Here is a 22,849-nt window from a genome sequence, read left to right on the forward strand (position 1 = left end):
CGTCTTACCTTGTTCGCGATGTGCATGGCGACGTTCATGACCTCGCTCGACCTGACCATCGTGAACGTGGCGCTGCCTGCGATGCAGAGTGAGCTGCACATGAGCGCCGCCGAGCTGGAGTGGGTGATCAGCGCCTATTCGCTGAGCCTGGCCGCGATCATCCCTGCCAGCGGAGCGCTCGGTGACCGGTACGGCCGCAAGCGGGTCTTCCTGACCGGGATGGTCGTCTTCGTGGTCGGTGTGATCGCCTGCGCCGTGGCCTGGAACGCGGCCTCGCTCGTCGCCTTCCGCGCCGTGCAGGGCGTCGGGGGCGCGGCGATGCTCGCCCTGGGCCTGTCGATCATCACGGAGACCTACCCACAGGAGCAGCGGGCCGGCGCGATCGGGGCCTGGGCGGCCATCGGCGGCACCGGATTCGGCGCCGGACCCGTCGGCGGGGGCATCCTGCTCACCTTCTTCGGCTGGCCGTCCGTGTTCTGGATCAACCTGCCCTTCGCCGCCCTGGGCATCGCGTGCACGGTTGTCGCGGTCCGGGAGTCGCGCAATCCCCAGGCGCGCAGGCTCGACGTACCGGGGATGTCGCTCAGCTCCCTGGGGCTGGTCTGCCTCACGCTCGGGTTCGTCGAGTCGTCCGACCGCCCCTGGGGCGCGCCCCTCGTGGCCGTGCCCCTGGCGGCCGGCGCGGTCCTGCTGCTCGCCTTCTTCTGGTGGGAGCGCCGTGCGCCGCACGCCATGCTGCCGCCGGCGCTGCTGCGGGCACGGAGCTTCGCGAGCGCCTCGGGCATCTACATGCTCGCTTACGGCGGGATGAGCGGCGCGCTCTTCTGGGTCACCCTGTACTTCCAGAACGTGGCGGGCTGGTCGGTCCTGCGCACGGGGCTGTCGTGGCTGTTCATGAACATCCCGTTCCTGGCCATGGCGCAGTTCGGCGGGCGGCTCGACTCCCGCTTCCGGGCCTCGACGGTGGCGACCTGGGGGACCCTGGTGGCCGCGGTCGGCGTGTTCCTGCTCAGTCGGGCGGGGACCACCTCCTTCGCGGTCAGCGCCCTCGGGTACGCGCTGTACGGCGGCGGGTTCGGCACGTTCGTGCCCGCGGTGACCCATGTGGCGATGCGCGACGTGCCCTCCGGCGTCTCCGGCGCTGCCTCCGGTGTCCTGAACGCGTCACGGCAGATCGGCTCCTCGGTGTGCCTCGCGGTGCTCGGCACCGTGGGCGTCAACGCGACCGTCTCCGCCTGGCAGGGCAAGGTGTCCGAGCTGGACGGCACGCGCCAAGCCACGGCACTCGGGCAGTCGCACAACGTGGGCGGCGGACGGGTGCACACGGTGGTGCAGGCGCTCGGGGCACCGTTGCGCCAACCCGCCGTCGACGCCTTCCTGCACGGCTACCAGCTGGCGGTCGGGATCGCCGCGGCCTGCACGGCCGTGGCGGCGGTCCTCGCCTGGACCGGGTTCAGGCACCGGGCAGACCGGCCGCAGGCCGCCGAGCGGCCGGCCCCGGCTGTCCAGGCACGAGAGGCCACCGTGACCGAGGACGGCTCCCGCCAACGGAGCCAGTGATCCACATGCGTACGCCCCGAGGCCACGCCTCGGGGCGCAGGCTTCGCCGAACCCAGAAGTACCGGACCCACAAGACGAGGCAAGGCGTCAGATTGCCTGTTCGGCAGGGGAGAGACTCTTGAGTAAAGGCGTCAAGTTAATACGCTGGCCCATCGAGGCCGACACCCGAAACGACTGCAGAAAGGCCGGGATCCCCCGCCTGCTGGTCGTGGAGGCCGGCAACGACGCTCCTGTCTGCGTCGACCCCACGGAGGACTGGATCAGAGCGCCCGCCCCCCGCGGCGACGTCGAGGCGCGCATTCAGGCGTTGGCCCGGGTACAGATCCTTTGTGATCACCAAGCGTGACGATGCGTCCCGTGGGCTGACGCGTGAGGACTGCTCGCACTGCCTGCGGCCGTGGACCTGGAGACGGCGAACCGCGCGCTGTCCCTCAGCCGCACCACTGGGTACGACCTTGCCAAGCGCGGCCGGTATCCGTGCACGGTCCTGCGTCTGGACAACGCCTACCGGGTCGTCACCGCCGACTTGCTCAAGCTTCTCCACATTGACGTAACCGAGCGCAGAGGCATCGAAGAAGAGACGGCTGCGAGACTCGGTCATCAGCTTCAGCGGCGGGCTCGGCCGGCCGCTTCGTCGTCGACCAGGCCCCGTGCCCGGTCCCGCTGGTCCGGCCTGACCTGCTCCCGGCCTCGTCGGCATACGGCTGGCGCCGCCGTACCCGCCGTACCACCGGTGGCACGGCCAACTCGCGGCCAGCCGGTTCTCGCCTGAGCCGGAGAACCGGCCGCTGTCCCTTCTCGGGGGCCCAGCGTGGGCCGCCCTGCACCGGGAGTCCGGTCGGACGGCCGGGGCTCTCTGGTGTTTCGGCTGTCGCGATCACCGACCCCGCCGCCGACATGAGGGTCACTTGGACTTTGGTCGTCGCTGGATTGCATCTTGAGATCTCGGCTTGTTGTCCAGAGTGTGCGCCGAATCCGATTCTTTATGTTTCGACTCATTGACGTCCGTGTCGAATGTGACACACACTGCTCGGCGTCTCAGCCGATTCATGGCGGACGCAAAGGAGCCAGCGATGAGACCCCAACCCACCCGCAACCCCCGGCGCCCGGAGCTCTTGGTGACCGGCCTGTGCTTCGCGGTGATCGTGTTCGACGGATACGACCTGATCGTCTACGGCGCCAGCGTGCCGGCGCTGTTGCAGTACGAGCCCTGGGGGCTGACCCCGGCGATGGCCGGTGTCATCGGAAGCTACGCCCTCGTGGGCATGCTGATCGGCGCGCTGCTCGCCGGCGCCCTGACCGATGTGGTCGGCCGCCGCCGGGTCATGCTGACCGGCGTCGGCTGGTTCTCGGCCGCGATGATGGGGTGTGCGCTCGCGCCCGACGCGACCTGGTTCGGCATTTTCCGGCTGCTCGCCGGGCTCGGGCTCGGCGGCGTGATGCCGACCGCCGTGGCGCTCACGGCCGAGTACTCCGCCCCGAGCCGCCGCAGTTTCAACAACGCGCTGATGTTCTCCGGCTACTCCGTGGGCGGTATCCTCGCCGCGGTGCTCGCCATGGCGCTGCTGCCGGTGTGGGGCTTCCGGTTCCTGTTCGGGCTCGGTGCCGTTCCGCTGCTGATCCTGCCGCTGCTGGTGCGCTACGTGCCGGAATCGCTGGTGTTCCTGGTCGCGAAGGGGCGCCTTGAGGAGGCCGAGCGGACCGCGGCGCGCCTGGGCGTTCCCGTGCCGGAGGCCCCTCCCGCCACGGCCGGGCCGCAGCCCAAGCGGGGCCCGGCCGCCCTGTTCACCCGGCGCCACGCGCTGCCCGCCGTGCTGTTCGCGGTGGTGAGCTTCTTCGGCCTGCTGCTGGTGTACGGCCTGAACACCTGGCTCCCGCAGATCATGCGGTCCGCCGGCTACCCCCTGTCCAGCTCCCTGTTGTTCCTGCTGGTGATGAACCTCGGCGCGGTCATCGGCTCTGTGCTGTTCTCGCCGCTGGGTGACCGGTTCGGCATGAAGCCGATCACCCTGCTGTCCTTCCTGGCGGCCGCAGTCTCGATGTCCCTGCTCAGCATCGCCACCGCGGCGCCGCTGATGTATGTCCTCGTCGCCATCGCGGGTTTCGGCACCATCGGCGCCCAGATCCTGGTCCTCGGCTATGTCGCTCAGCACTTCCCGGTGGAGGTCCGGGCCACGGCGCTCGGCTGGACCCTCGGCATCGGGCGCTTCGGTGCCATCACGGGACCGCTGTTCGGCGGTCTGCTGCTGGACTCCAAGGTCGGCATCGAGTGGAACTTCTACGCCTTCGCCATCCCCGCCGCGCTCGCCACGGCCGTCGTACTCCTGCTGCCGGGCAAGGCCACGCAGGCCTCCGAGCAGGCGGCCCAGGTGGAGGTCCGTACCGCATGAGCACGTTGTCGAGGTCGCTGACCGTCGCCGCCGTGGCCCTCGCCACGGCGATGGCCGGAGTGCCGGCCGCCGCGGCCGCGGAGGACACGTCGCAGGCGCGGGCCTGGCCCGGCCCTCAGATCCTCAACCAGCCCGAGGCGAAGGCGCACCAGCTGGAGAACACCGGGATCTGGAAGGCCGATCCGACCCGCGTCTGCATGTCCAGCGCGTACCGCGAGGGCGAGTTCCTCTACCAGGGCTGCCTCTGGGACGACCACGGCGCCGGTCCCGACTACGAGTGGCCGGTCAACACCCTGCTGAGGACCTACACCTACCCGACGGACCCGGCCTACCGCTCCAACGCCGCCGACCTGGTCGAGCTGCGGGCCAAGCCCCTCCAGGACGCCACGGCCTTCCGCATCACGTACAACACCATGACCGATCCGGGCCTGGTGGCCACCACCATCGCCCTCGGTGACTCGGACCAGCCGCTGCCCGCCCCGCACGGCGCGAACACCGTGATGCCGGCCCAGGTCTTCGTGACCGTGCACGGCACGACAGCCGACGTCGTGGGCGCCGCCGACGGGCGGGAGCTGGGCAGTGCCCCGGTGACCGTCGACAAGGAGCGGCGCCAGGTCGAGGTGCGGGTGCCGCACTCGGCGTACGACCCGACGGGCCGCCGTGATGTGCGTATCGCCGCGGCAACCGGCCTGTGGGACAAGGAGAACGGCAAGTACCTCCTCCCGCAGGCGACCGCCGACGAGGACCATCCGGGCGGCGCCCCGTCCGGCCTGACCAACCCCTCGGCCTTCTTCGACGTCGCCTTCCGCTACGACGAGCCGATGGACAGCGCCTGGCGGGACCGCCGGCAGAAGGCCGCGCTGCTGCAGAAGGACATGAGCGGCTTCCACGCGGACATCGACTTCACCAAGCTCGCCGCGGGCACCGACGACGACATGACCGACCAGCGCGGCGGAGTGCCGGCCCACGGCTACATCCAGCGCATCTTCCCCAGCCACTTCGAGCTGGCACAGGGCCGCCGCCAGCCGGGCGACCCGGGCGCCCCGCCCGCCGGAACCTTCACCCAGCAGGGCGGACTGAACCTCACCGACGACTCCGAGCTCAGCGGCCAGTTCGGCTGGGTGTGCCGCGACGACTGCGTCCCCGACCTGGCGGGCCGCCTCCAGCGGTACCTGATCTACGTACCGGACATCGCGGCCCCGGCGCGGGGCTACGCCTCCCTCACCTGGACACCCGGCTACGCGCTCACCCCGAACGACCAGGTGAACGGCGAGAAGGACCTGTTCCACATGGTCGGCGACCGTCCCGGCGCACCGACGGCGGTGATCGCCGTGGACGGACGCGGCAACGACAACTGGTTCTACGGGCAGAGCGGGGCGAGCGTCTTCGAGGCGATCGCCGACGCGGGACGCCACTACAAGCTCGACCCGACGCGGCGCGTCATGAGCGGCTTCTCCAGCGGCGGCTACGGCGCGAACAAGCTGGCGCTGCAGTTCCCGGAGGTCTTCAGTAGGGCGTTCGTCTGCGACGGCCTCGACCGGGCGCCCTCCTTCCCGGGCCTCAACGGCGTCGGCGACACGCTCCCGGTGGACACCATCACCCAGCACGAGCCCGGCTCCAAGCTCACCCCGCTGCTGCCGTCCCGGCGCAACCAGCCGGTGATGGAGTGGGCGGGCGCCAACGACGACTTCATCCCGTACCTCATCACCCGCGAGAGGGCCGACGCCTACGCCAGGAGCGACTTCTACGACTACGAGTTCATCAGCTGGGCCGGTGCGGCGGGCGAGCACATGGAGATGTGCAACAGCGGGCTGTGGGACGTCCTGACGGACTGGCTCGGCGACGGCTCCGGTGTCTCCGCTCCGGCGCATGTGACGTACGTGCGCAATCCGCTGATGGACGACGCACGGTTCGGCCTGGTCGGCGACCGCGCCTACTGGCTGTCCGGCATCGCCACCCGCAGCACGGACGGCTCGCTCGGCACGATCGACGTCTTCTCCAAGGGCTTCGGGGTGAGCGACCCCACCGCGCAGGCCAAGCAGACGACCGTCGGCGCGACGGAGGGCACCACCTCGCCAGTCAACCCCTACCTGCGGGAGTACCGGCACCTGCCCGCCCCGCCGGCCGCCTCGAAGGCGAACGAGCTGGTGATCGACGCCAAGAACATCGGCGCCGTCACCATCGACCCGCAGCGGGCCAAGGTCGACTGCGGGGCGAAGCTGCGCGTGGTGAGCGACGGGCCGGTCAAGGTCACGCTCGCGGGCTGCGGCTCGCGGACGTTCGACGGGGGGACGACCGCCGTCGGCTCCCTGCTGGGGTCCCTGCTTCCGTAAGGCCGTAAGACCAGAAGCCGGGCCCGTACGACGTACGGGCCCGGCACTATTTCTGTGGCAGCGGGCGGGACCCGGCCACCTCGTCGTAGAAGGACTCGGCCGCCGGACCCAGCAGTTCGTGGGCCTCCAGGAACATCTCGTGCGCCTCGTGGCCCACCCAGCCCGCCGGGAGGAGTTCGGTCGGCAGGTCGGGGTCGCGGAAGGGGAACTTGCGGTAGTCGTACGTCAGTTGCATGCGCTCGACCATCGACTCCTCGGGGCTGAGATGCCCGGCCCGGTAGGACGGCATCCGGCCGCGGTAGGTGCGCAGCAGCTCCCGGTAGTCCTCGTTGAGGGCGGCCAGGTCCCAGCAGCGGGCGGCCATCTCGCGGTCGACGGGGAGGCCCGACGACTGGCAGCGCAGGGTGTCCAGGCGTACGGCGGGCTCGTCGGCGAACTTCTCCCTCACCTGCCGTATGCGGTCGTGCGGGGAGACGTACGTGGAGGGGGCCAGGGGGCCGAAGCCCAGCCAGGCCAGCTCCTTGCGGATGCGGTCGCGTACGCCCCGCTCGGTCTCGGGGACCGAGTAGATGACCATGTACCAGTGGCGGTCCCAGTCGGACGGGGCCGGGTCGAAGATGCGTGAGCGGCCCTCGTCGAGCAGCTGGAGACTGCGCGTGTTGAGCGTGTAGAGCGTCTCTCTGCCCTCGCGCCGGACGTCGAACCAGCCCTCCTTGCGCAGGCGTGCGAGCACCACGCGCACCGTGCTGTCGCCGACGCCGAAGCAGCCCATCAGTGTGCTGAGGGTGCGCAGCCGGGCGGCGCCTCCGCGGTAGCGGACGTAGTCGCCGAACAGGTCGAAGACGATCGATCGAGGTTTCACGGAAACCGACTATGTCATACGGACGGCCGTTGCGGAGGTGCATCGAATCAGCCACAACGTCAGGCCGCACAGCCCTCCATTTGAGTAACAAATGATTGACGTCCGTGTAGTTAGTGACACACAATGTCGGTGTGCGGGGCGGCGCGCTCCGATACTGGACATGGAGGCACAAGCCATGGTTTCTCGGATCGCGTGCGTGGGAGGGGGCCCCGGCGGGCTGTTCTTCGCAACGCTCCTCAAGCAGGCCGATCCGTCGGCCGAGGTGACGGTCTTCGAGCGGAACCGCCAGGACGACACCTTCGGTTTTGGCGTGGTCTTCTCCGATGCGACCCTGGCCGGCATCCACGCCGCCGACCCCGTCCTGCGCACCGCTCTCGCGGAGCACGGGCGTCACTGGGACGACATCGAGGTACGGCTCAAAGGGCAGCGGATCCGCTGTGGCGGCAACGGCATGGCGGCGATCACCCGCAAGACCCTGCTCCAGTTGCTGCACCGGCGGGCGGCGGAGGTCGGTGTCGATCTGAGGTTCAGCCACGAGGTCCCCGCCGATCCGGCCCAGCTGGCCGACTACGACCTGATCGTGGCCGCCGACGGGGCGAACTCGCGCTTGCGTGACCGCCTCGCCGACGTGCTCGTGCCGGAGGTGGAGGTCGCGACCGCAAAGTTCATCTGGTTCGGCACGACGTATCCCTTCGACGGCCTGACCTTCGTGCACGAGCGCGGGCCGCACGGCACGTTCGCCGTGCACGGCTACCCGATCAGCGACGGCGTCGGCACCTTCATCGTGGAGACGGACGAGGAGTCCTGGCGCAGGGCGGGGCTCGACGCGTTCGACACCTCGCAGCCGCCCGGCCCGAGCGACGAGAAGACCAAGGCGTACCTGGAGAAGCTCTTCGCCGAGCAGATCGACGGCCACGAACTGCTGGTCAACAACTCGCGCTGGGGCAACTTCCGCACCCGCCGCACCCGCCGCTGGCACAGCGGCAACGTCGTCCTGCTCGGCGATGCCGCGCACACCGCCCACTTCTCCGTCGGCTCCGGCACCAAGATGGCCATGGAGGACGCCATCGCCCTCGCCGGCAGCCTGCTCGCCCACCGCGACGACCTGCCGGCCGCCCTGGAGGCGTACGAGGCGGCGGCGCGGCCCTCGGTGGAGAAGATCCAGGCCTCCGCCCGGCCGAGCCTGTCCTGGTGGGAGCACTTCGGGCGCTACCACGACGCGTTCGAACCGACCCGGTTCGCCTTCCACTTCCTCTCCCGCAGCATCGGCAAGGAACGGATCGCGCGCCGCGACCCGGAGTTCGTCGAGCAGGTCGTGGGGGACTGGCGGGCGGCGCACGAGGGGCGGGACCCCTTGGAGACGCCGTTGCGGGTGGGCGGGCAGGAGTTCGCGGGGCGGTGGGTGACCGGCGCCGACCTCGCGGGGGTGGCGTGCCTGTCGCTGACCGCGCCGGAGAACGAGGCGCAACTGCCCGCGATGTACGAGGAGTTGGCCAGTGCAATGAGCGGTACGACCCCGCCGCAACTGGTCGCCGTCCACGCCGGGACCGCCCTCACCCGGCAGCTGCTCGCGGAGCAGGCCCGGCTGGTGCACGGGGTGCCCGCGCTGATCGTGGAGGACGGGATGGACGACGACCGCGCCGAGACGCTGCTGCTGTCCGGGCGCGCCGATCTGGTCGGTTCCACGGAAGAGGGGCGGGCGTAGCCATGACCACGAACCTGACGCCGCTCTTCGCCCCCGAGGGCGTGGTCGTGATCGGCGCCTCGCGGCAGAGCGGCAAGCTCGGCGCCGCCATGGCCCGTTCCCTGGCCGCCTTCCCCGGGGCCCGCGCCCTCGTCAACGCGCGCCGCCCGGACCCCGACGAGGGTGTGTACGCCTCGGTCGCCGAAGCGGCCGAGCACGTCGGCGGACGGCTCGACCTGGCCGTGCTGTGCGTGCCGGCGGCCGGTTGCGCGGACGCGCTCGCCGAGGCGGCCGCAGCGGGCTGCCGTGCCGCGCTGATCTGCGCGGGCGGCTTCGGCGAGGCGGGCCCGGAGGGCGAGGAGCACGCGGAGGCGGTGCGCCGCGTCGCCGACGAGACCGGCATCCGGCTGCTCGGCCCCAACACCTCCGGCTTCTTCGCGCCTCATCTCGGCCTGACGGCCAGCTTCGTGCCCGCCGCCGGGCAGCTTCCCGCCGGGGACGTCGCGGTCGTCGCGGCCAGCGGCGGCGTCAACCACGCGCTCGCCTTCGACCTGGTGACCGCCGGGAACGGCATCAGCCTCGGCGTGGGCATCGGGGCGGGCCTCGACGTGACGGCGGCGGACGTACTGGAACACCTCGCCGGGGACGGTCGTACGACGGCCGTGGCCCTGCACCTGGAGACGGTTCCGGACGGGCCGCGGCTGGTGGCCGCCGTACGGCTGGTGGCCGCCGTCAAGCCGGTCGTGGCGCTGGTCGTCGGCCGCAGTGACGTCGGTGACTTCGCCCGGTCGCACACCGGGGCGCTGGCCACGAGCTGGCGGACGACACGGGCCGCGCTGCGGCAGGCCGGGGCGGTGGTCGTGGACGACGAGCGGGAGATGGTGGACGCGCTCACCGCGCTCTCCCGGATCCAGCTGCGTCCGCACCCGGACCCGGGGCTCGGCATCGTGACGGCCCAGGCCGGGCCGGGGCTGCTGCTGGCGGACCGGGCAGGCACGGACGGCATCCGGACGCCGCAGCTGTCCGAGGCCACGCAGCGCACGCTGGGCGGGCTGCTGCCCCCGCTCACCTACCAGCGCAACCCGGTCGACACCGGCCGGCCCGGCGAGACCTTCGCCCGCGTGCTCGGCACCACCGCCGCCGACCCGGAGGTGGACCTGCTGTCCGTCTACGCCCTGACCGAGCCCGACAGCGTCGACCTCGCCTCGGCCGCCCAGGACGCCGGCCTCGGTGCCGATTCCCCGGCCGTGGTGGTCGTCGGCGGCCTCCCCGAGGACGTGGCCGAGCAGCGGGCACGGCTGCACAAGGCGGGGATTCCGGCACTCACCGGACCGGCGTCCGCCGCCAACGCCGTACGGGCGCTGGTGACCCATGCCCGACAGCGGGCCCTGCCGATGGACGGGGCTTCGCCGCCGCCGCTCGCCACCGCTCCCCCCGGCCCGATGGACGAGGACGCCGCCAAGACCTTCCTCGCCGACCTCGGCATCCGCACCCCGCACCGTGTCGCCTGCGACACCCCCGCCGACGCCCACTACGCCCTGCGCCTGCTGGGCGGGCCCGTCGCGGTCAAGGTGCTCGACGCCGCGATCCTGCACAAGACGGAGGTCGGCGGGGTCCACCTGGGCGTGCGCACCCCCGACGAGCTCGACGCGGCGCTGGACGCCATCGGACGCGACCGGCGCTGTCTGGTCGAGGCCATGGCCCCGGCCGGTGTCGACCTCGTGCTCGGCGTGCGCCGGGACCCCGTGTTCGGGCCGGTCGTGCTGGCGGGGCTGGGCGGTACGGCTGCCGAGGCGCTCGCCGACGTGGCGATCCGGCTCGCCCCGCTCCCGGTGGCCGAGGCCGCCTCGATGCCCGACGACCTGGCCGCCCGCGCCCTGCTCGACGGCTGGCGCGGCGGGCCGGTGCTCGACCGCGCCGAGTTCGGGCGGGTCGTGTCCGCCCTCGCCGCCGTCCTGGCCGCGAGCCCCGGCACCGCCGAGATCGAGATCAACCCGCTGCGGCTGACTGCCGATGGACTGATCGCCCTGGACGCCGTGATCGTACGCACGGCCGATCGCACCTGAGGAGAACGACCATGCCAAGGCCGAGCAGCAACGGCGCTGTCCCCTGGCCCGCGGAGTACGCCGAGCGCTACACCGCGAAGGGTTACTGGGAGGGCCACGCCATCGGCGACCGGCTGCACGCCGCCGCCGACGCGTCTCCCGACGCGGTCGCGCTCGTGGACGGCGACCGCCGCCTGACCTACCGGGGGCTCGCCGAGCGCGCGGACGCCGCCGCACTGCGCCTGGCCGCGCTCGGGCTCCGCCCCGACGACCGGCTCGTGGTGCAGCTGCCCAACACCGTCGAGTTCGTGATCCTCACGTACGCCTGTCTGCGCCTCGGGGTCATCCCGGTGATGGCGCTGCCGGGGCACCGCAAGCACGAAGTCGGCTACCTGGTCGAGCACAGCGAGGCGGTCGCCGTCGCCGTCCCCGACTTCCTCAAGGACCACGACCACCGGGCGATGGCGTTCGAGATCGCCGAGGAGTCGTCAACCCTCCGGCATGTCCTGGTGCTCGGCGACAAGGTCGGCGACGGCGCCGTGGACCTGCGGGAGTTGTGCGCCGCGCCCGGCACGCCGGCGGACCGGGCCGTCGTGGACGCGCAGAGGCCCGACAGCCGCTCGATCGCCGTCTTCCTGCTCTCCGGCGGTACGACCGGCCTGCCCAAGCTCATCGCCCGCACGCACGACGACTACGTCTACAACGCCCGTCGCAGCGCCGAGGTCTGTGAATTCGGGGCGGACACGGTGTACTTCGCCGCGCTGCCCCTCGGCCACAACTTCCCGCTCGCCTGCCCGGGCCTGCTCGGCACGCTGTTGTACGGCGGCCGGGTGGTGCTGGGTTCCCCCAACCCCAAGAAGGCGTTCGCGCTGATCGAGCAGGAGGGCGTCACCGCTTCGGCCCTGGTACCGGCCATCGCCCAGCGCTGGCTGGACCACCACCGCGACCACGCGGAGGCCGACCTGAGCTCGCTGCGCGTGCTCCAGGTCGGCGGCTCCCGGCTCGCCGACCACGTCGCCCGCCGCGTCCGCCCCGAACTCGGCTGCACCCTCCAGCAGGTGTTCGGGATGGCCGAGGGGCTGCTCAACTACACGCGGCTCGACGATCCCGAGGACGTCATCTGCACGACGCAGGGACGCCCCATGTGCCCGGACGACGAACTCCGCGTCGTCGACGAGCTGGGCGACCCCGTCCTCGACGGGACCCCCGGCGTGCTGCTCACCCGCGGCCCGTACACCCCGCGCGGCTACTACCGCGCCGAGGAACAGAACGCCCGCGCCTTCACCGAGGACGGCTGGTACCGCACCGGTGACATCGTGCGGCTGCTGCCCGACGGCAACCTCGTCGTCGAGGGCCGCGACAAGGACATGATCATCCGGGGCGGGGAGAACATCTCCGCCGAGGAGATCGAGAACTTCGCCTACCAGACCCCCGGCGTCGCCCGCGCCGCCGCCGTGGCGATGCCCGACGCCGAACTCGGCGAACGAGTCTGCCTCTACGTCGTACCGGAACCGGGCCGCACGGTGACCCTCGACGACATCCACCACGTCATGGAGCGCGCCGGTATCGCGCGTTTCAAGTTCCCGGACCGGCTGGTGACGGTCCCCGAACTCGCCGCCACCAAGGTCGGAAAGATCGACAAGAAAGCGCTGCGCGCCGACATCACGCGCCGGCTCGACGCCGAAGGAACCCCCGATGACCAGTGACACAGTGATCGCCCCGGAGGAGACGGACCCCGAACTCCGCAAGCTGTACGACGGATTCCAGGCCGCCGGACTCATCCCCCTGTGGACCGAGATCGGCAACCTCATGCCGCTCACCCCGCAGCCCGAGGCCGTCCCGCACGTCTGGCAGTGGGACACCCTGCTGCCGCTCGCCCGCCGGTCCGGCGACCTGGTCCCGGTGGGACGCGGCGGTGAACGCCGCGCGATCGCGCTCGCCAACCCCGGCCTGCCCGGACGACCGTACGCGACTCCCAACCTCTGGGCGGCCATTCAGTACCTCGGCCCCCGCGAGGTCGCCCCCGCGCACCGCCACTCGCAGGGTGCCTTCCGGTTCATCCTGGAGGGCGAGGGCGTCTGGACGGTCGTCAACGGCGACGCGGTCGAGATGCGCCCCGGCGACCTGCTCCTCACCCCGTCGATGCACTGGCACGGTCACCACCACGTCGGTGACGCGCCGATGGTGTGGCTGGACGGCCTCGACATCCCGCTCGTGCACCGCCTCGACGCCGGGTTCTTCGAGTTCGGCGAGGACGGCGTGTCGGACCGGTCGACCCCGACGCGGTCGCGCAACGAGCGGCTGTGGGGCCATCCCGGGCTGCGCCCGATCGCGGCCGGGGACAGCCCCGACTCCCCGCTCATGGCCTACCGCCGGGCCGACACCGACGACGCCCTCACCGCCCAGCTGGAGCTGGAGGACGAGGGGTACACGGGGGTCATCGAGCCCGGCCACGCGGGCATCCGCTTCACCAACCCCGGCACCGGCCGTGACGCCTTGGCCAGCCTGCGCACCGAGATGCACCGCCTGCGCGCGGGCGCTACGACAGCCACCCGCCGAACCGTCGGCTCCTCCGTCTGGCAGGTCTTCCACGGAAGCGGGACCGTCACCCTCGACGACCGCGCGATCGAGGTGAGCGACGGCGACCTGATCGCCGTGCCCTCCTGGTGCGCGCTGACCATCGCCGCGCACACCCAGCTCGACCTGTTCACCTTCAACGACGCGCCCCTCTACGAGGCGCTCAACCTCGCCCGCACCGAGACGACCGGGAGCACCCGCGCATGAAGCTCGCCACCATCCGCACGGCCGACGGCACGGCGGCCGTCCGCCTCGACGGCGACCGGGCCGTGGAGACCGGAGCCCCCGACGTCGCCGCCCTGCTGCGCCGACCCGACTGGCGTACCTACGCGGCCGCCGCCGACGGGCCGGCGCACGACATGGCCACACTCGACCTCGCCCCGGTCGTCACGACCCCCGCCAAGATCTTCTGCGTGGGCCACAACTACCGCACCCACATCGCGGAGATGGGCCGCGAGATGCCGTCGTACCCCGCCCTCTTCGGCAAGTTCGCCAACGTCCTGCTCGGCGCGCGCGACGACATCGTCCATCCCGGCGAGACGGAGGAGCTGGACTGGGAGGCCGAACTGGGCTTCGTCATCGGCTCCCGGCTGCGCCGCCGGGCCACCGAGGAGGAGGCGGCGGCCGCGATCGCGGGCTACACCGTCGTCAACGACATCTCCATGCGCGACTGGCAGTGGCGCACCCCGCAGTGGCTCCAGGGCAAGGCGTGGGAGGCCAGTACGCCGGCCGGACCCTGGCTGGTGACCGGCGACGAGATCGACGACGCGGCCGACCTGGAGATCCGCCTCGAGGTGGACGGCGAGGTCATGCAGCGCTCGCGCACGTCCGACCTGCTCTTCACCCCTGCCCACATCGCCGCTTACCTCAGCACGTTCACGACCCTGGAGCCGGGCGACCTCGTCCTCACCGGCACCCCGGGCGGGGTCGGCGCGGCCCGCGATCCCAAGGTGTTCCTGAAGCCCGGCCAGGTCGTACGGACCGTGGTCGAGGGCATCGGGGAGTGCGTGAACACGATCGTCGAGGACAAGCCGTGAAGGTCCCCGTCGCCACACTTCTGGACTGGGTCGAGGACGGGCAGCTCGCGCTGCAGCGGGCGGTCGACGCGCTGACCGCCGACGCGGTGACCGAGCCGTCCGCCCTGCCCGGCTGGACCCGCGGCCACCTGCTCACCCACCTCGCCCGCAACGCCGACGCCCTGGTCAACCTGCTGACCTGGGCCCGGACGGGGATCCGTACGCCCATGTACGCCTCGCCGGACCAGCGCGCCACGGACATCGAGGCGGGTGCGGGACGGCCCCTGGTCGAACAGCGGGCGGACGTACGGGAGTCCGCCGCCCGGTTCCGGAAAGCCGCTGAGGCCCTGTCCGGCGACGCCTGGTCGGCCACGGTCGTCAGCGGTCAGGGGCGCGAGATCCCGGCCTCGGAAGTGCCCTGGCTCCGGGTCCGCGAGGTCTGGATCCACCTGGTCGACCTGGACGTCGGTGTCGGCATGGACGCCATGCCGTCCGACCTGGCGTGGGCCCTCGTTCGCGATGTGGACGGGTGGATGTCGGCCCGCCTGGGGGCGGACACCGGGGCCGAGCTCACGGCGGAGGGCCACGGCACCGTCGTGCTCGGCACGCCCTCCACCGGTGTCACGGTCACCGGACCGCCGTACGCCCTCGCCGCCTGGCTCACCGGCCGGGGCGGCATCGACGAGCTGCTTGTCACAGGTGAACTCCCGGGCGTTCCGCGCTGGTTGTGAATCCAGCTTTCATCACTCGATCAAGGGAGATCGGCATGAGCGAGACCTTCGTCCTGGTGACCGGAGCCTGGCACGGCGGTTGGGCCTGGCGCCCGGTCGCGAACGAGCTCAGAGCGGCCGGACACGAAGTGCACACCCCGACCCTGGCCGGCCTGGGCGCCGACGACGACCCGCGCGGCGTCACTCTCACCGACTGCGCCAACAGCCTCGTGGCATACGTCGAGAGTGCCGGACTGAACGACATCACCCTGGTCGGCCACAGCTGGGGCGGTTACGTTCTGACCGGCGCGGCCCCGAGGCTCGCTGCCCGAATACGGCGCCTGGTGTTCTGGAGCGCGTTCGTGCCGAACGACGGCGAGTCGCTGATCGACGCGTGCCCGCCGCACTACGGCGAGATGTTCCACGCCCTGGCGGCCGCCTCCGGCAACGACACGGTGACGCTGCCCCTGGAGGTCTGGCAGCAGGCGTTCATGCAGGACGCCGACGAGGAGACCCAGCGCATCGTGCACTCCCTCCTCGTCCCCCAGCCCCTGGGCACCTTCACCGAGAAGCCGGACACGTCGGCGTTCACCGCGCTCGGCCTCCCTACCGCCTACGTCCTGTCCACCGAGGACCTCTCCCTGCCCGGCGAGTGGGCCTGGGGCAACCGTTTCCCGCAGCGGCTCAAGAACCCGCTGATCGTCCAGACCCCGGGCAGCCACGAGGGCTGCTTCACCCGCCCCGCCGAACTGGCCGACGCCTTCGTCCGGGCCTGCGCCGCCCGGTAGCCGAGCGGCAACCCGTGCTGCGGAGCTGCCGGGTGCCCTGGGAGGCGGGGCCGGCCTTCGGCGCCACGTGGCATCCGGCGCAGGCGTCCTGAGGGCCGACGACCGAGAGGGCTGTCTCTCCAGGGGCTGTTGCCATTGCTGCACGTGCCGCCGTGCCCGGTGGCGCTCGGCCGCTGGGCCGGGTTCTCGATCGGCTGGCTGTACTGGATCTTCTGGGTCGTCGTACTCGCCGTGGAGGCAACCGCGGGTGCGGTGATCCTGGAAGGGTGGGTGCAGGCCGTACCGCAGTGGGCCTGGGCCCTGATCGTGATGACGGTCCTCACCGCCACGAACCTGGCCTCGGTCGGCTCCTTCGGCGAGTTCGAGTTCTGGTTCGCCGGCATCAAGGTCGTCGCCATCACGGGCTTCATCGTTCTCGGCGGGCTGGCGATCTTCGGTGTGCTGCCCGGCTCCGACCATGCCGCGACAGGCAGCGAGATCGTCACCCTCGCCGCCGGTGAGTCCCCGGACGCGCAGCGGGCGGTGGCCAAGGCCACCAGGCGCGTGATCTGGCGGGTCGGCGTCTTCTACGTCGGCTCGATCCTCGTCGTGGTCGCCCTGCTGCCGTGGAACGACCCTGCGATCCAGAAGAAGGGCTCGTACGTCGCGGCCCTCGACTCGATCGGCATCCCGCACGCCGGCGAGATCATGAACTTCATCGTGCTGACCGCCGTGCTGTCCTGCCTCAACTCCGGCCTGTACACCGCCTCCCGGATGGCCTTCTCCCTCGGGCAGCGCGGCGACGCCCCGCGGTCCTTCGTACGGACGAACGCGCGAGGTGTCCCGCAGGCCGCGATCCTGGCCTCCGTGGTCTTCGGCTTCGTGGCGGTCGCCTTCAACCACCTGTGGCCGGACACGGTCTTCCAGTTCCTGCTGAACTCCTCGGGCGCCGTCGCGCTCTTCGTGTGGCTCGTCAACTGCTTCTCGCAACTGCGGATGCGGGGATCATCCTGCGCGAGAGCCCGGAGAAGCTCATCGGCCGGATGTGGCTGTTCCCCTATCTGACGTGGGCGACGATCGCGGTGATCGCGTTCGTGCTCGTCTACATGCTCACCGACGAGTAGGAGGGCGGCGGCCGCAGCCAGGTGCTGCTCTCGGTGCTCGTCGCCGCGGTGGTCATCGCGATCTCGTTGGTCCGGGAGCGGTCCCGGCGGAAGGACACCGCGGAGGCGGTCGCGCCGCGATAGTCGCCGCGGACTGCCGTGAGTGGCTCGTGAGCGGCTGGGGGTGGGTGTGGGGCTTGTCCCCGAGCCCACTCCCGGCTCTGCCGAAGCCCCAGGTCGGACCGATTGCGGCCTGGGGCTTTCGGCGTCAGCGGGTGGACTCCCGTTCCACCGGCAGCCACAGCTCGGCGTCCGCCCTCGTCCCGTCCGCCGACAGGTCGGTCCGCAGGATCTCCGGGCCGGGGCGGCTGCGGTACGGATTGGAGGGGAACCACTCGGTGAACACGTCCCGCCACAACTCCTGGATGGCCTGCGGTGCCGGGCCGGAGGTGGTGAAGACCGCCCAGGTGCCGGGCGGGACGGGCAGGGTGGTGATGCCCGCGGGGGTGTCCGCCGGGGCGGGCGTCGCGGTGATCACCGCCTGGTAGTAGTCGAGCTCGGTGCCCTCGGCGCGGCTCGGGTCCAGGTCGTCGCAGACCGCGACGATGCCGTGCGGCTCCTGGTCCGAGAGCTTCCCGAGGCGCTCCAGGGCCTGCTTGTCGATCCCGCGGACGAAGTCGACGATCGCCTGGTTCGGGCCCGAGTGCACGAGCGGCACCCGGGACTTGAAGCCGGCGACCGTGAAGGCCGGGCGGTCCACTACTCGGTACTGCATGCTGCTGCTCCCTTCGACGGTGAGACGGAAGGTCAGCCGGGGCTGGGAGACGAGCGCGGCGCCGGTGCGCCGGGCCTCGCCCGGGCCTACGCCGTGCATCGCGCGAAACGCCCGTGCGAACGCCTCGCCCGAGCCGTAGCCGTAGCGCACCGCGATCTCCAGCAGCGTCTCGCCGCCCGCGAGCACCTGCGCGCCCGCGACGGTCAGCCGCCGGCGGCGGAGGTACTCCGACAGGGGCATGCCTGCCAGCGCGGAGAACATCCGGCGCAGGTGGTACTCCGACGTGGCCGCGATCCGCGCCAGCTCGGCGACGTCCACGGACTCGCCGAGGTGGCGCTCGATGTGCTCCATCGCCTGGTTGAGCCGCTCCTGCACGCCCGGTTCCTTCCTCTTCGGTGATCACCACGCTAGGCAGCGCGCACCCTGCCGCACCCGACATCCTGTGCCCGATCCGGTCGGGTGCCGCCTCCACTGAACGGCGTAGACGCATCGCCGTCCGGCAGGCGTACTTAAAGGGTCCTTATCGTGAACGGCTAGCATCGCCCGTCAACCCGTCAGTTGCCGACCGGGACGAGGTGAGGACATGGGGGCGCCCAGGATCGCCGTCGCCGTGGTGACGATGGGCAACCGGCCCGAGGAGGTCGATGCCCTGCTGCGGTCCGTGGCCAAGCAGGACGTGCCGCCCGAGCGGATCGTGATCGTCGGCAACGGCTGTCCGCTGCCCGAGTTCGCCCGGCGGCTGTCGCTGCCCGGCGAGGTCACCCCGATCGAGCTCGACGAGAACCTCGGCTGTCCCGGCGGACGGAACGTGGCCCTCGCGCGGCTGCGGGAGTTCGGCGACATCGACGTCGTCGTGGATCTGGACGACGACGGAATGCTCGTCGACGCCGATGTGCTGCGCCGCGTGCAGGAGTTGTACGCCGCCGACGAACGGCTCGGCATCGTCGGTTTCCGCATCGCCGACGAGCTGGGCGAGACGCAGCAGCGGCACGTGCCCCGGATCGGCAGCTCGGACCCCATGCGGGGCGGGTACGTCACCGGGTTCCTCGGCGGCGGGCACGCGCTGCGGATGGCCATGCTCGACGAGGTCGGCGACTGGCCCGCCGAGTTCTTCTTCGCGCACGAGGAGACCGACCTGGCCTGGCGCGCGGCCGACGCGGGCTGGCGCATCCTGTACGCGCCCGAACTGCTGCTCCAGCACCCGAGGACCTCGCCCGCCCGGCACGCCGTCTACTACCGCGTGAACGCCCGCAACCGGGTCTGGCTGGCCCGCCGCCGGCTGCCGTTCGCGCTCGTGCCCGTCCACCTGGGCGTCTGGGTGCTGCTCACCCTCGTACGGAACCGGTCGCGTGCCGGGCTGCGGGCATGGTTCGGCGGATTCGTGGAAGGCGTACGGGAGCCGGCGGGTGAGCGGCGGCCCATGCGCTGGCGGACGGTGTGGCGGCTCACGCGGCTGGGGCGGCCGCCGGTCATCTGACGCCGAGGGGCGTGTGCCGGGTGGCCGCGAGCTTGGTAGTCGGAAGCCCGGTGGCCGGAAGTTTGGTGGGGCCCCGGCCGTTCACCTCCGCCGACCGGGACCCGGACCCGGCCGCGGCGGCGACACTCCCCCGAGTTGCGCGTCCAGACGCGCGCGCCGCCGGGCCAGATCCGACGTAGTGATCACATCAGGTTTTGCCAACAGATCGCTAACATGTGGCCAACGGTTCGCCGTTGCGTCGTCTGCCGATTGGCGTGAAGTCGCCGAACCGTGACGGATGACTGCCTGTGCGGGGCTGTTCCGGCGGAGAACGTGAAGACGAAGGTGGCGGAAAACCGCTGCCCCGAGGGCGGAAACACGTCAACGGCGGAATCTCGTCAAGGGCAGGCAAGGGCAAGGCGGTGGCGCGGGGAGACGGGGGGCGCGATGGGGGTATCTGCCTGCTCGGGCAGCGAGGACGGTTCCGGGGAGCGGAGCGGGTTGCGGTTCGGGCTGCTCGGGCCGCCGGCGCTGTACTACGACGTCAGCCGGTGCCGCCGGAGCGAAGCCCGGGGTGTCGCAAGCCCCAAGTCCCGTGTGCTGCTGGCCGTGTTGCTGCTCGACGCCGGGCGGGTCGTCTCCGTCGAGTCGCTCAAGGACGCGCTGTGGGGCGGGGCGCCGCCTGTTTCCGCCCAGGCCTCGCTGCACAACCACGTAGCCCGGATGCGGCGGTTGCTCGACGATCCCGAGCGGCTGCGGACGGTGCCGTCCGGGTATGTGCTGCGGGTCGACGAGGGTGAGCTGGACGTCCATGTGTTCGACGCCCATGTCGCCGCGGCGCGTGTGGCGCACACCGGGCAGGAGTGGGAGCGCGTCGTGCGGGAGTGCGCCGCCGCGCTCGCACTGTGGCGGGGCGCACCGCTCGCCGGGCTGCCGCCCGAGGTGGGCGGATACGCCTTCGCGCGGCGGTTGCGCGAGGCCCGGCTGCTGCTTCTGGAGTGGCGCTACGACGCCGAGTTGGCGCTGGGCGGGCCGCGCCTGGACGGGCTCGTGCCGGAGCTGGTGGCGTTGACCGCCGAGTATCCGCTGCGGGAGGTGTACCACCGTCAGCTCATGCTCGCCCTGCACCGCACCGGCCGCCAGGCCGAGGCCCTGGCCGTCCATCGCGATCTGCGCACCCGACTGGTCGACCAGCTCGGCATCGAGCCGGGGCCCGGGGTGCGGGAGGCGCATGTGGAGGTGTTGCGGGGGGCCGTGGGGAGCGGTGGTTCGGGGGGTGGCTTCGGTGACGGCTTCGGCGAGGACTTCGGTGACGGGGGTTCCTCTGCCGCCGCTTCTTCCGCGCACGTCGGCACACCGTCCGGCGCGGCGTCGCCATGGTCTGCTCAGCCGCCGCCTGCTCAACTTCCCCCGCCACCGGCGCATTTCACGGGGCGCGCCGCCGTACGCGACTCCTTGCGCCGCACACTGACGGAACCCGGAGCGCTCCCGACCGCCCCAACCATCCCCGCCACCGCCGTCATCAGCGGCATGCCCGGCGTCGGCAAGAGCGCACTCGCGCTGCACGTCGCGCATGAGCTTGCGGAACGTTTCCCCGATGGGCAGCTCTACCTCGACCTGCACGGTGCGACCCCCGGCATGACCCCTCTCACCCCCGGTCAGGCGCTCACCGCACTGCTGCGTGACCTCGGGGCCGAGCCCTGCCGTATCCCCGAGCGCCCCGACGCGGCGTCCGCTCTGCTGCGCTCGCTGCTCGCGCCGACCCGCACGCTCCTGGTGCTGGACGATGCCGCGAGCGCCGCGCAGGTACGGCCGCTGCTGCCGGGCGGTGCCGGGTGCGCGGTGATCGTCACCAGCCGTTCGCCGCTCACCGCCCTCGACGGCGTGGCCCGCTTTCCGCTCGGTCCGTTGTCGGACGAGGAGAGCGCGGCCCTCCTGATCGCGGCGTCGGGCCGTGACGGACTGGACGGTTCGGACGCCGCCCGTCGCCTCGTCGAACTCACCGGCCGCCTCCCTTTGGCCCTGCGCGTCGTCGCCGCGCGGCTCGCCGCCCGGCAGGCCCTCACCCCGGACGTCCTCGCCGGGCAACTGGCCGAGACGGAAGGGCGCTTGCGGCACCTTGAGTACGACGACCTGAGCGTGCGCCGCTCCCTGGCCGTCGCGCACGACGCGCTCGCCGCCTCCGAGCGCGAGGCCGACCGGGACGCGGCCCTCACCCTCCGCCGTATCGGCGCGCTCGATATGCCCACCTACGGCGCCCCCCTGCTAGCCCGCCTCACCGGCACCGGCGAACGCCGCACCGAGGCCGCCTTGGACCGCCTCGTCGACGTGGCCCTGCTCCAGGAGCCGACATACGGCCGCTACGCACCCCACGACCTCGTCCGCGACTTCGCCCGTGAGCTGGCCGGAGTGCGGGACGCCGACGGCGCCCGCGCCTCCGATACCGCCCTGCGCTGGTACGCCGCCGTCGCCGAGCGGGTGCTCGCCGCGATCGTCGAGCCCGGGCCCGACCAGGACGACCGTCGTCGCGCCACCGCGGTCCAGCCACCCGGTCACACCGCGCACGTCGACACCGTCGCCCCTTTCGGCAGCCCCGAGGAGGCCTTCGCCTGGGGCGACAGGGAGTTGGCGAACGTCGTCACCGTGGTCGAGCGGCACGCGGACGAACCGTGCCGGCAGCGTGCTGGCCTCGTCTCCACTCTCGTGCGGCTGATCTTCCCCTACGCCCACCGCAGGGGCCGCGTCGCCGAGATGGAGGTGCTCGGCCGGGCCGGCCTCGGCGTGGCGCGGCGGCTCGGGGACGAGGCGGCGGAGGCGTACGCCCTGGTCGACCTCGCCGGACTGCACTTCCTGACCGGCCGCCAGAACGACGCCCTCGACCTCAACGACCGCGCGCTGGCCATCTGGCGAGGGCTCGACGACCCGTCCTGGATCCGCCGCTGCCTCAACAACCGCGGCCTGCTGCTCGACGGACTCGGCCGGCACGCCGAGGCAGGCGAGGCGCTGACACGGAGCCTGGAGTACGCGCGGCAGCTGAACGACCCGTACGGCGAGGCCGTCACCCACAGCCACCTCGGCAACCTCTACGAGCACACCGACCCGCGGGCCGCCATCGAGCAGCACCGGCGTTCGCTCGCCATCGGGGACGAGATCGGCGCCGTGATCGTGCGGCACCGCGCGCACTGCAACATCGGATACGCCCATCTGCGGCTCGGCGAACCGGCCGCCGCCCTCCCGCACTTCGAGGAGAGCCTGCGCATCCTCGGCGGTCACGGCGACTGGCACGGCGAGTCCCAGACCCGGCTCGGCCTGGTCCGCGCGCTGCGTCTGCTGGGCCGCACCGAGTGGGCCGCCCGCGAGTGCGCCGAGCTGCTTGAGCGGGCCGACGCCCGCGCCGACCGCTACACCGGCGGTCTCGCCCGCCACCAGCACGGGCTGCTGCTACGGGCACGGGGGCATGTCGCAGAGGCACGCGAGGAGTGGGGCTCTGCTCTCGCGGCGCTGGAGGGAACGGACGAGCACGCGGTGGTCACGGAACTCCGCGAGCTGCTCGCTCCCACCGACTGACACT

General features: G+C 71.9%; 14 protein-coding genes and 2 pseudogenes. 14 read left to right on the forward strand and 2 right to left on the reverse strand.

The window, feature by feature from the left end; genetic code table 11:
* Window positions 1-18: 18 nt before the first annotated feature.
* The 4 genes and pseudogenes from ACIBNA_RS24255 to ACIBNA_RS24270 all read left to right on the forward strand — a co-directional run bounded on the left by ACIBNA_RS24255 (window position 19) and on the right by ACIBNA_RS24270 (window position 6,283).
* Window positions 19-1,560, forward strand: a complete 1,542-nt coding sequence (locus ACIBNA_RS24255) for an MFS transporter (protein WP_399167231.1) — start codon at window positions 19-21, stop codon at window positions 1,558-1,560.
* Window positions 1,561-1,889: 329 nt separating this feature from the next.
* A pseudogene (locus ACIBNA_RS24260) lies at window positions 1,890-2,101 on the forward strand (hypothetical protein); the annotation flags it as partial.
* Window positions 2,102-2,633: 532 nt separating this feature from the next.
* Window positions 2,634-3,950, forward strand: coding sequence for an MFS transporter (locus tag ACIBNA_RS24265; RefSeq protein ID WP_399167232.1), 1,317 nt, complete (start codon window positions 2,634-2,636; stop codon window positions 3,948-3,950).
* Window positions 3,947-6,283, forward strand: a complete 2,337-nt coding sequence (locus ACIBNA_RS24270) for a hypothetical protein (RefSeq protein WP_399167233.1) — start codon at window positions 3,947-3,949, stop codon at window positions 6,281-6,283. Before ACIBNA_RS24265 ends, ACIBNA_RS24270 begins: the two co-directional genes overlap by 4 nt.
* 46 nt (window positions 6,284-6,329) lie before the next feature.
* Here the strand turns inward: ACIBNA_RS24270 and ACIBNA_RS24275 are convergent, their stop codons facing one another.
* The gene (locus ACIBNA_RS24275) at window positions 6,330-7,145 is read right to left on the reverse strand and encodes a PaaX family transcriptional regulator C-terminal domain-containing protein (protein ID WP_399167234.1); all 816 of its coding nucleotides are present in this window, start codon (window positions 7,143-7,145) and stop codon (window positions 6,330-6,332) included.
* A 175-nt stretch (window positions 7,146-7,320) separates the two neighbouring features.
* Here ACIBNA_RS24275 and ACIBNA_RS24280 point away from each other — a divergent pair, with 175 nt between their 5' ends.
* The 8 genes and pseudogenes from ACIBNA_RS24280 to ACIBNA_RS24315 form a co-directional block, all read left to right on the forward strand.
* Window positions 7,321-8,850, forward strand: coding sequence for an FAD-dependent monooxygenase (locus tag ACIBNA_RS24280; RefSeq protein WP_399167235.1), 1,530 nt, complete (start codon window positions 7,321-7,323; stop codon window positions 8,848-8,850).
* 2 nt (window positions 8,851-8,852) lie between these two features.
* Window positions 8,853-10,895 (forward strand): acetate--CoA ligase family protein, encoded by a 2,043-nt coding sequence (locus ACIBNA_RS24285; protein WP_399167236.1) that lies wholly within the window; start codon window positions 8,853-8,855, stop codon window positions 10,893-10,895.
* 11 nt (window positions 10,896-10,906) lie between these two features.
* The gene (locus ACIBNA_RS24290) at window positions 10,907-12,580 is read left to right on the forward strand and encodes a (2,3-dihydroxybenzoyl)adenylate synthase (RefSeq protein WP_399167237.1); all 1,674 of its coding nucleotides are present in this window, start codon (window positions 10,907-10,909) and stop codon (window positions 12,578-12,580) included.
* Window positions 12,570-13,658, forward strand: coding sequence for a cupin domain-containing protein (locus ACIBNA_RS24295; RefSeq protein WP_399167238.1), 1,089 nt, complete (start codon window positions 12,570-12,572; stop codon window positions 13,656-13,658). The genes ACIBNA_RS24290 and ACIBNA_RS24295 overlap by 11 nt, the downstream gene beginning before the upstream one ends.
* Window positions 13,655-14,488: a fumarylacetoacetate hydrolase family protein gene (locus ACIBNA_RS24300; RefSeq protein WP_399167239.1), complete on the forward strand. Its 834-nt coding sequence runs from the start codon at window positions 13,655-13,657 to the stop codon at window positions 14,486-14,488. The genes ACIBNA_RS24295 and ACIBNA_RS24300 overlap by 4 nt, the downstream gene beginning before the upstream one ends.
* Entirely contained in the window at window positions 14,485-15,198 is a 714-nt protein-coding gene (locus tag ACIBNA_RS24305) for a maleylpyruvate isomerase family mycothiol-dependent enzyme (RefSeq protein ID WP_399167240.1), read from the forward strand. The genes ACIBNA_RS24300 and ACIBNA_RS24305 overlap by 4 nt, the downstream gene beginning before the upstream one ends.
* A gap of 35 nt (window positions 15,199-15,233) precedes the next feature.
* Window positions 15,234-15,965, forward strand: a complete 732-nt coding sequence (locus ACIBNA_RS24310; RefSeq protein ID WP_399167241.1) for an alpha/beta fold hydrolase — start codon at window positions 15,234-15,236, stop codon at window positions 15,963-15,965.
* 162 nt (window positions 15,966-16,127) lie between these two features.
* Window positions 16,128-17,191 (forward strand): annotated as a pseudogene (locus ACIBNA_RS24315) (amino acid permease); the annotation flags it as partial.
* 124 nt (window positions 17,192-17,315) lie between these two features.
* Here ACIBNA_RS24315 and ACIBNA_RS24320 read toward each other — a convergent pair.
* A complete protein-coding gene (locus ACIBNA_RS24320; RefSeq protein WP_399167242.1) occupies window positions 17,316-18,197 on the reverse strand; it encodes a GyrI-like domain-containing protein in 882 nt (293 codons plus the stop codon).
* A gap of 208 nt (window positions 18,198-18,405) precedes the next feature.
* Between ACIBNA_RS24320 and ACIBNA_RS24325 the strand changes: the two genes are divergently transcribed.
* Window positions 18,406-19,299: a glycosyltransferase family 2 protein gene (locus tag ACIBNA_RS24325; protein WP_399167243.1), complete on the forward strand. Its 894-nt coding sequence runs from the start codon at window positions 18,406-18,408 to the stop codon at window positions 19,297-19,299.
* A 426-nt stretch (window positions 19,300-19,725) separates the two neighbouring features.
* Window positions 19,726-22,845: a BTAD domain-containing putative transcriptional regulator gene (locus tag ACIBNA_RS24330; protein WP_399167244.1), complete on the forward strand. Its 3,120-nt coding sequence runs from the start codon at window positions 19,726-19,728 to the stop codon at window positions 22,843-22,845.
* Window positions 22,846-22,849 lie beyond the last annotated feature (4 nt).

The sequence above is a fragment of the Streptomyces sp. NPDC050164 genome, from assembly GCF_044459945.1.
In the GTDB taxonomy this organism is placed as follows: Bacteria; Actinomycetota; Actinomycetes; order Streptomycetales; family Streptomycetaceae; genus Streptomyces; species Streptomyces coeruleorubidus_A.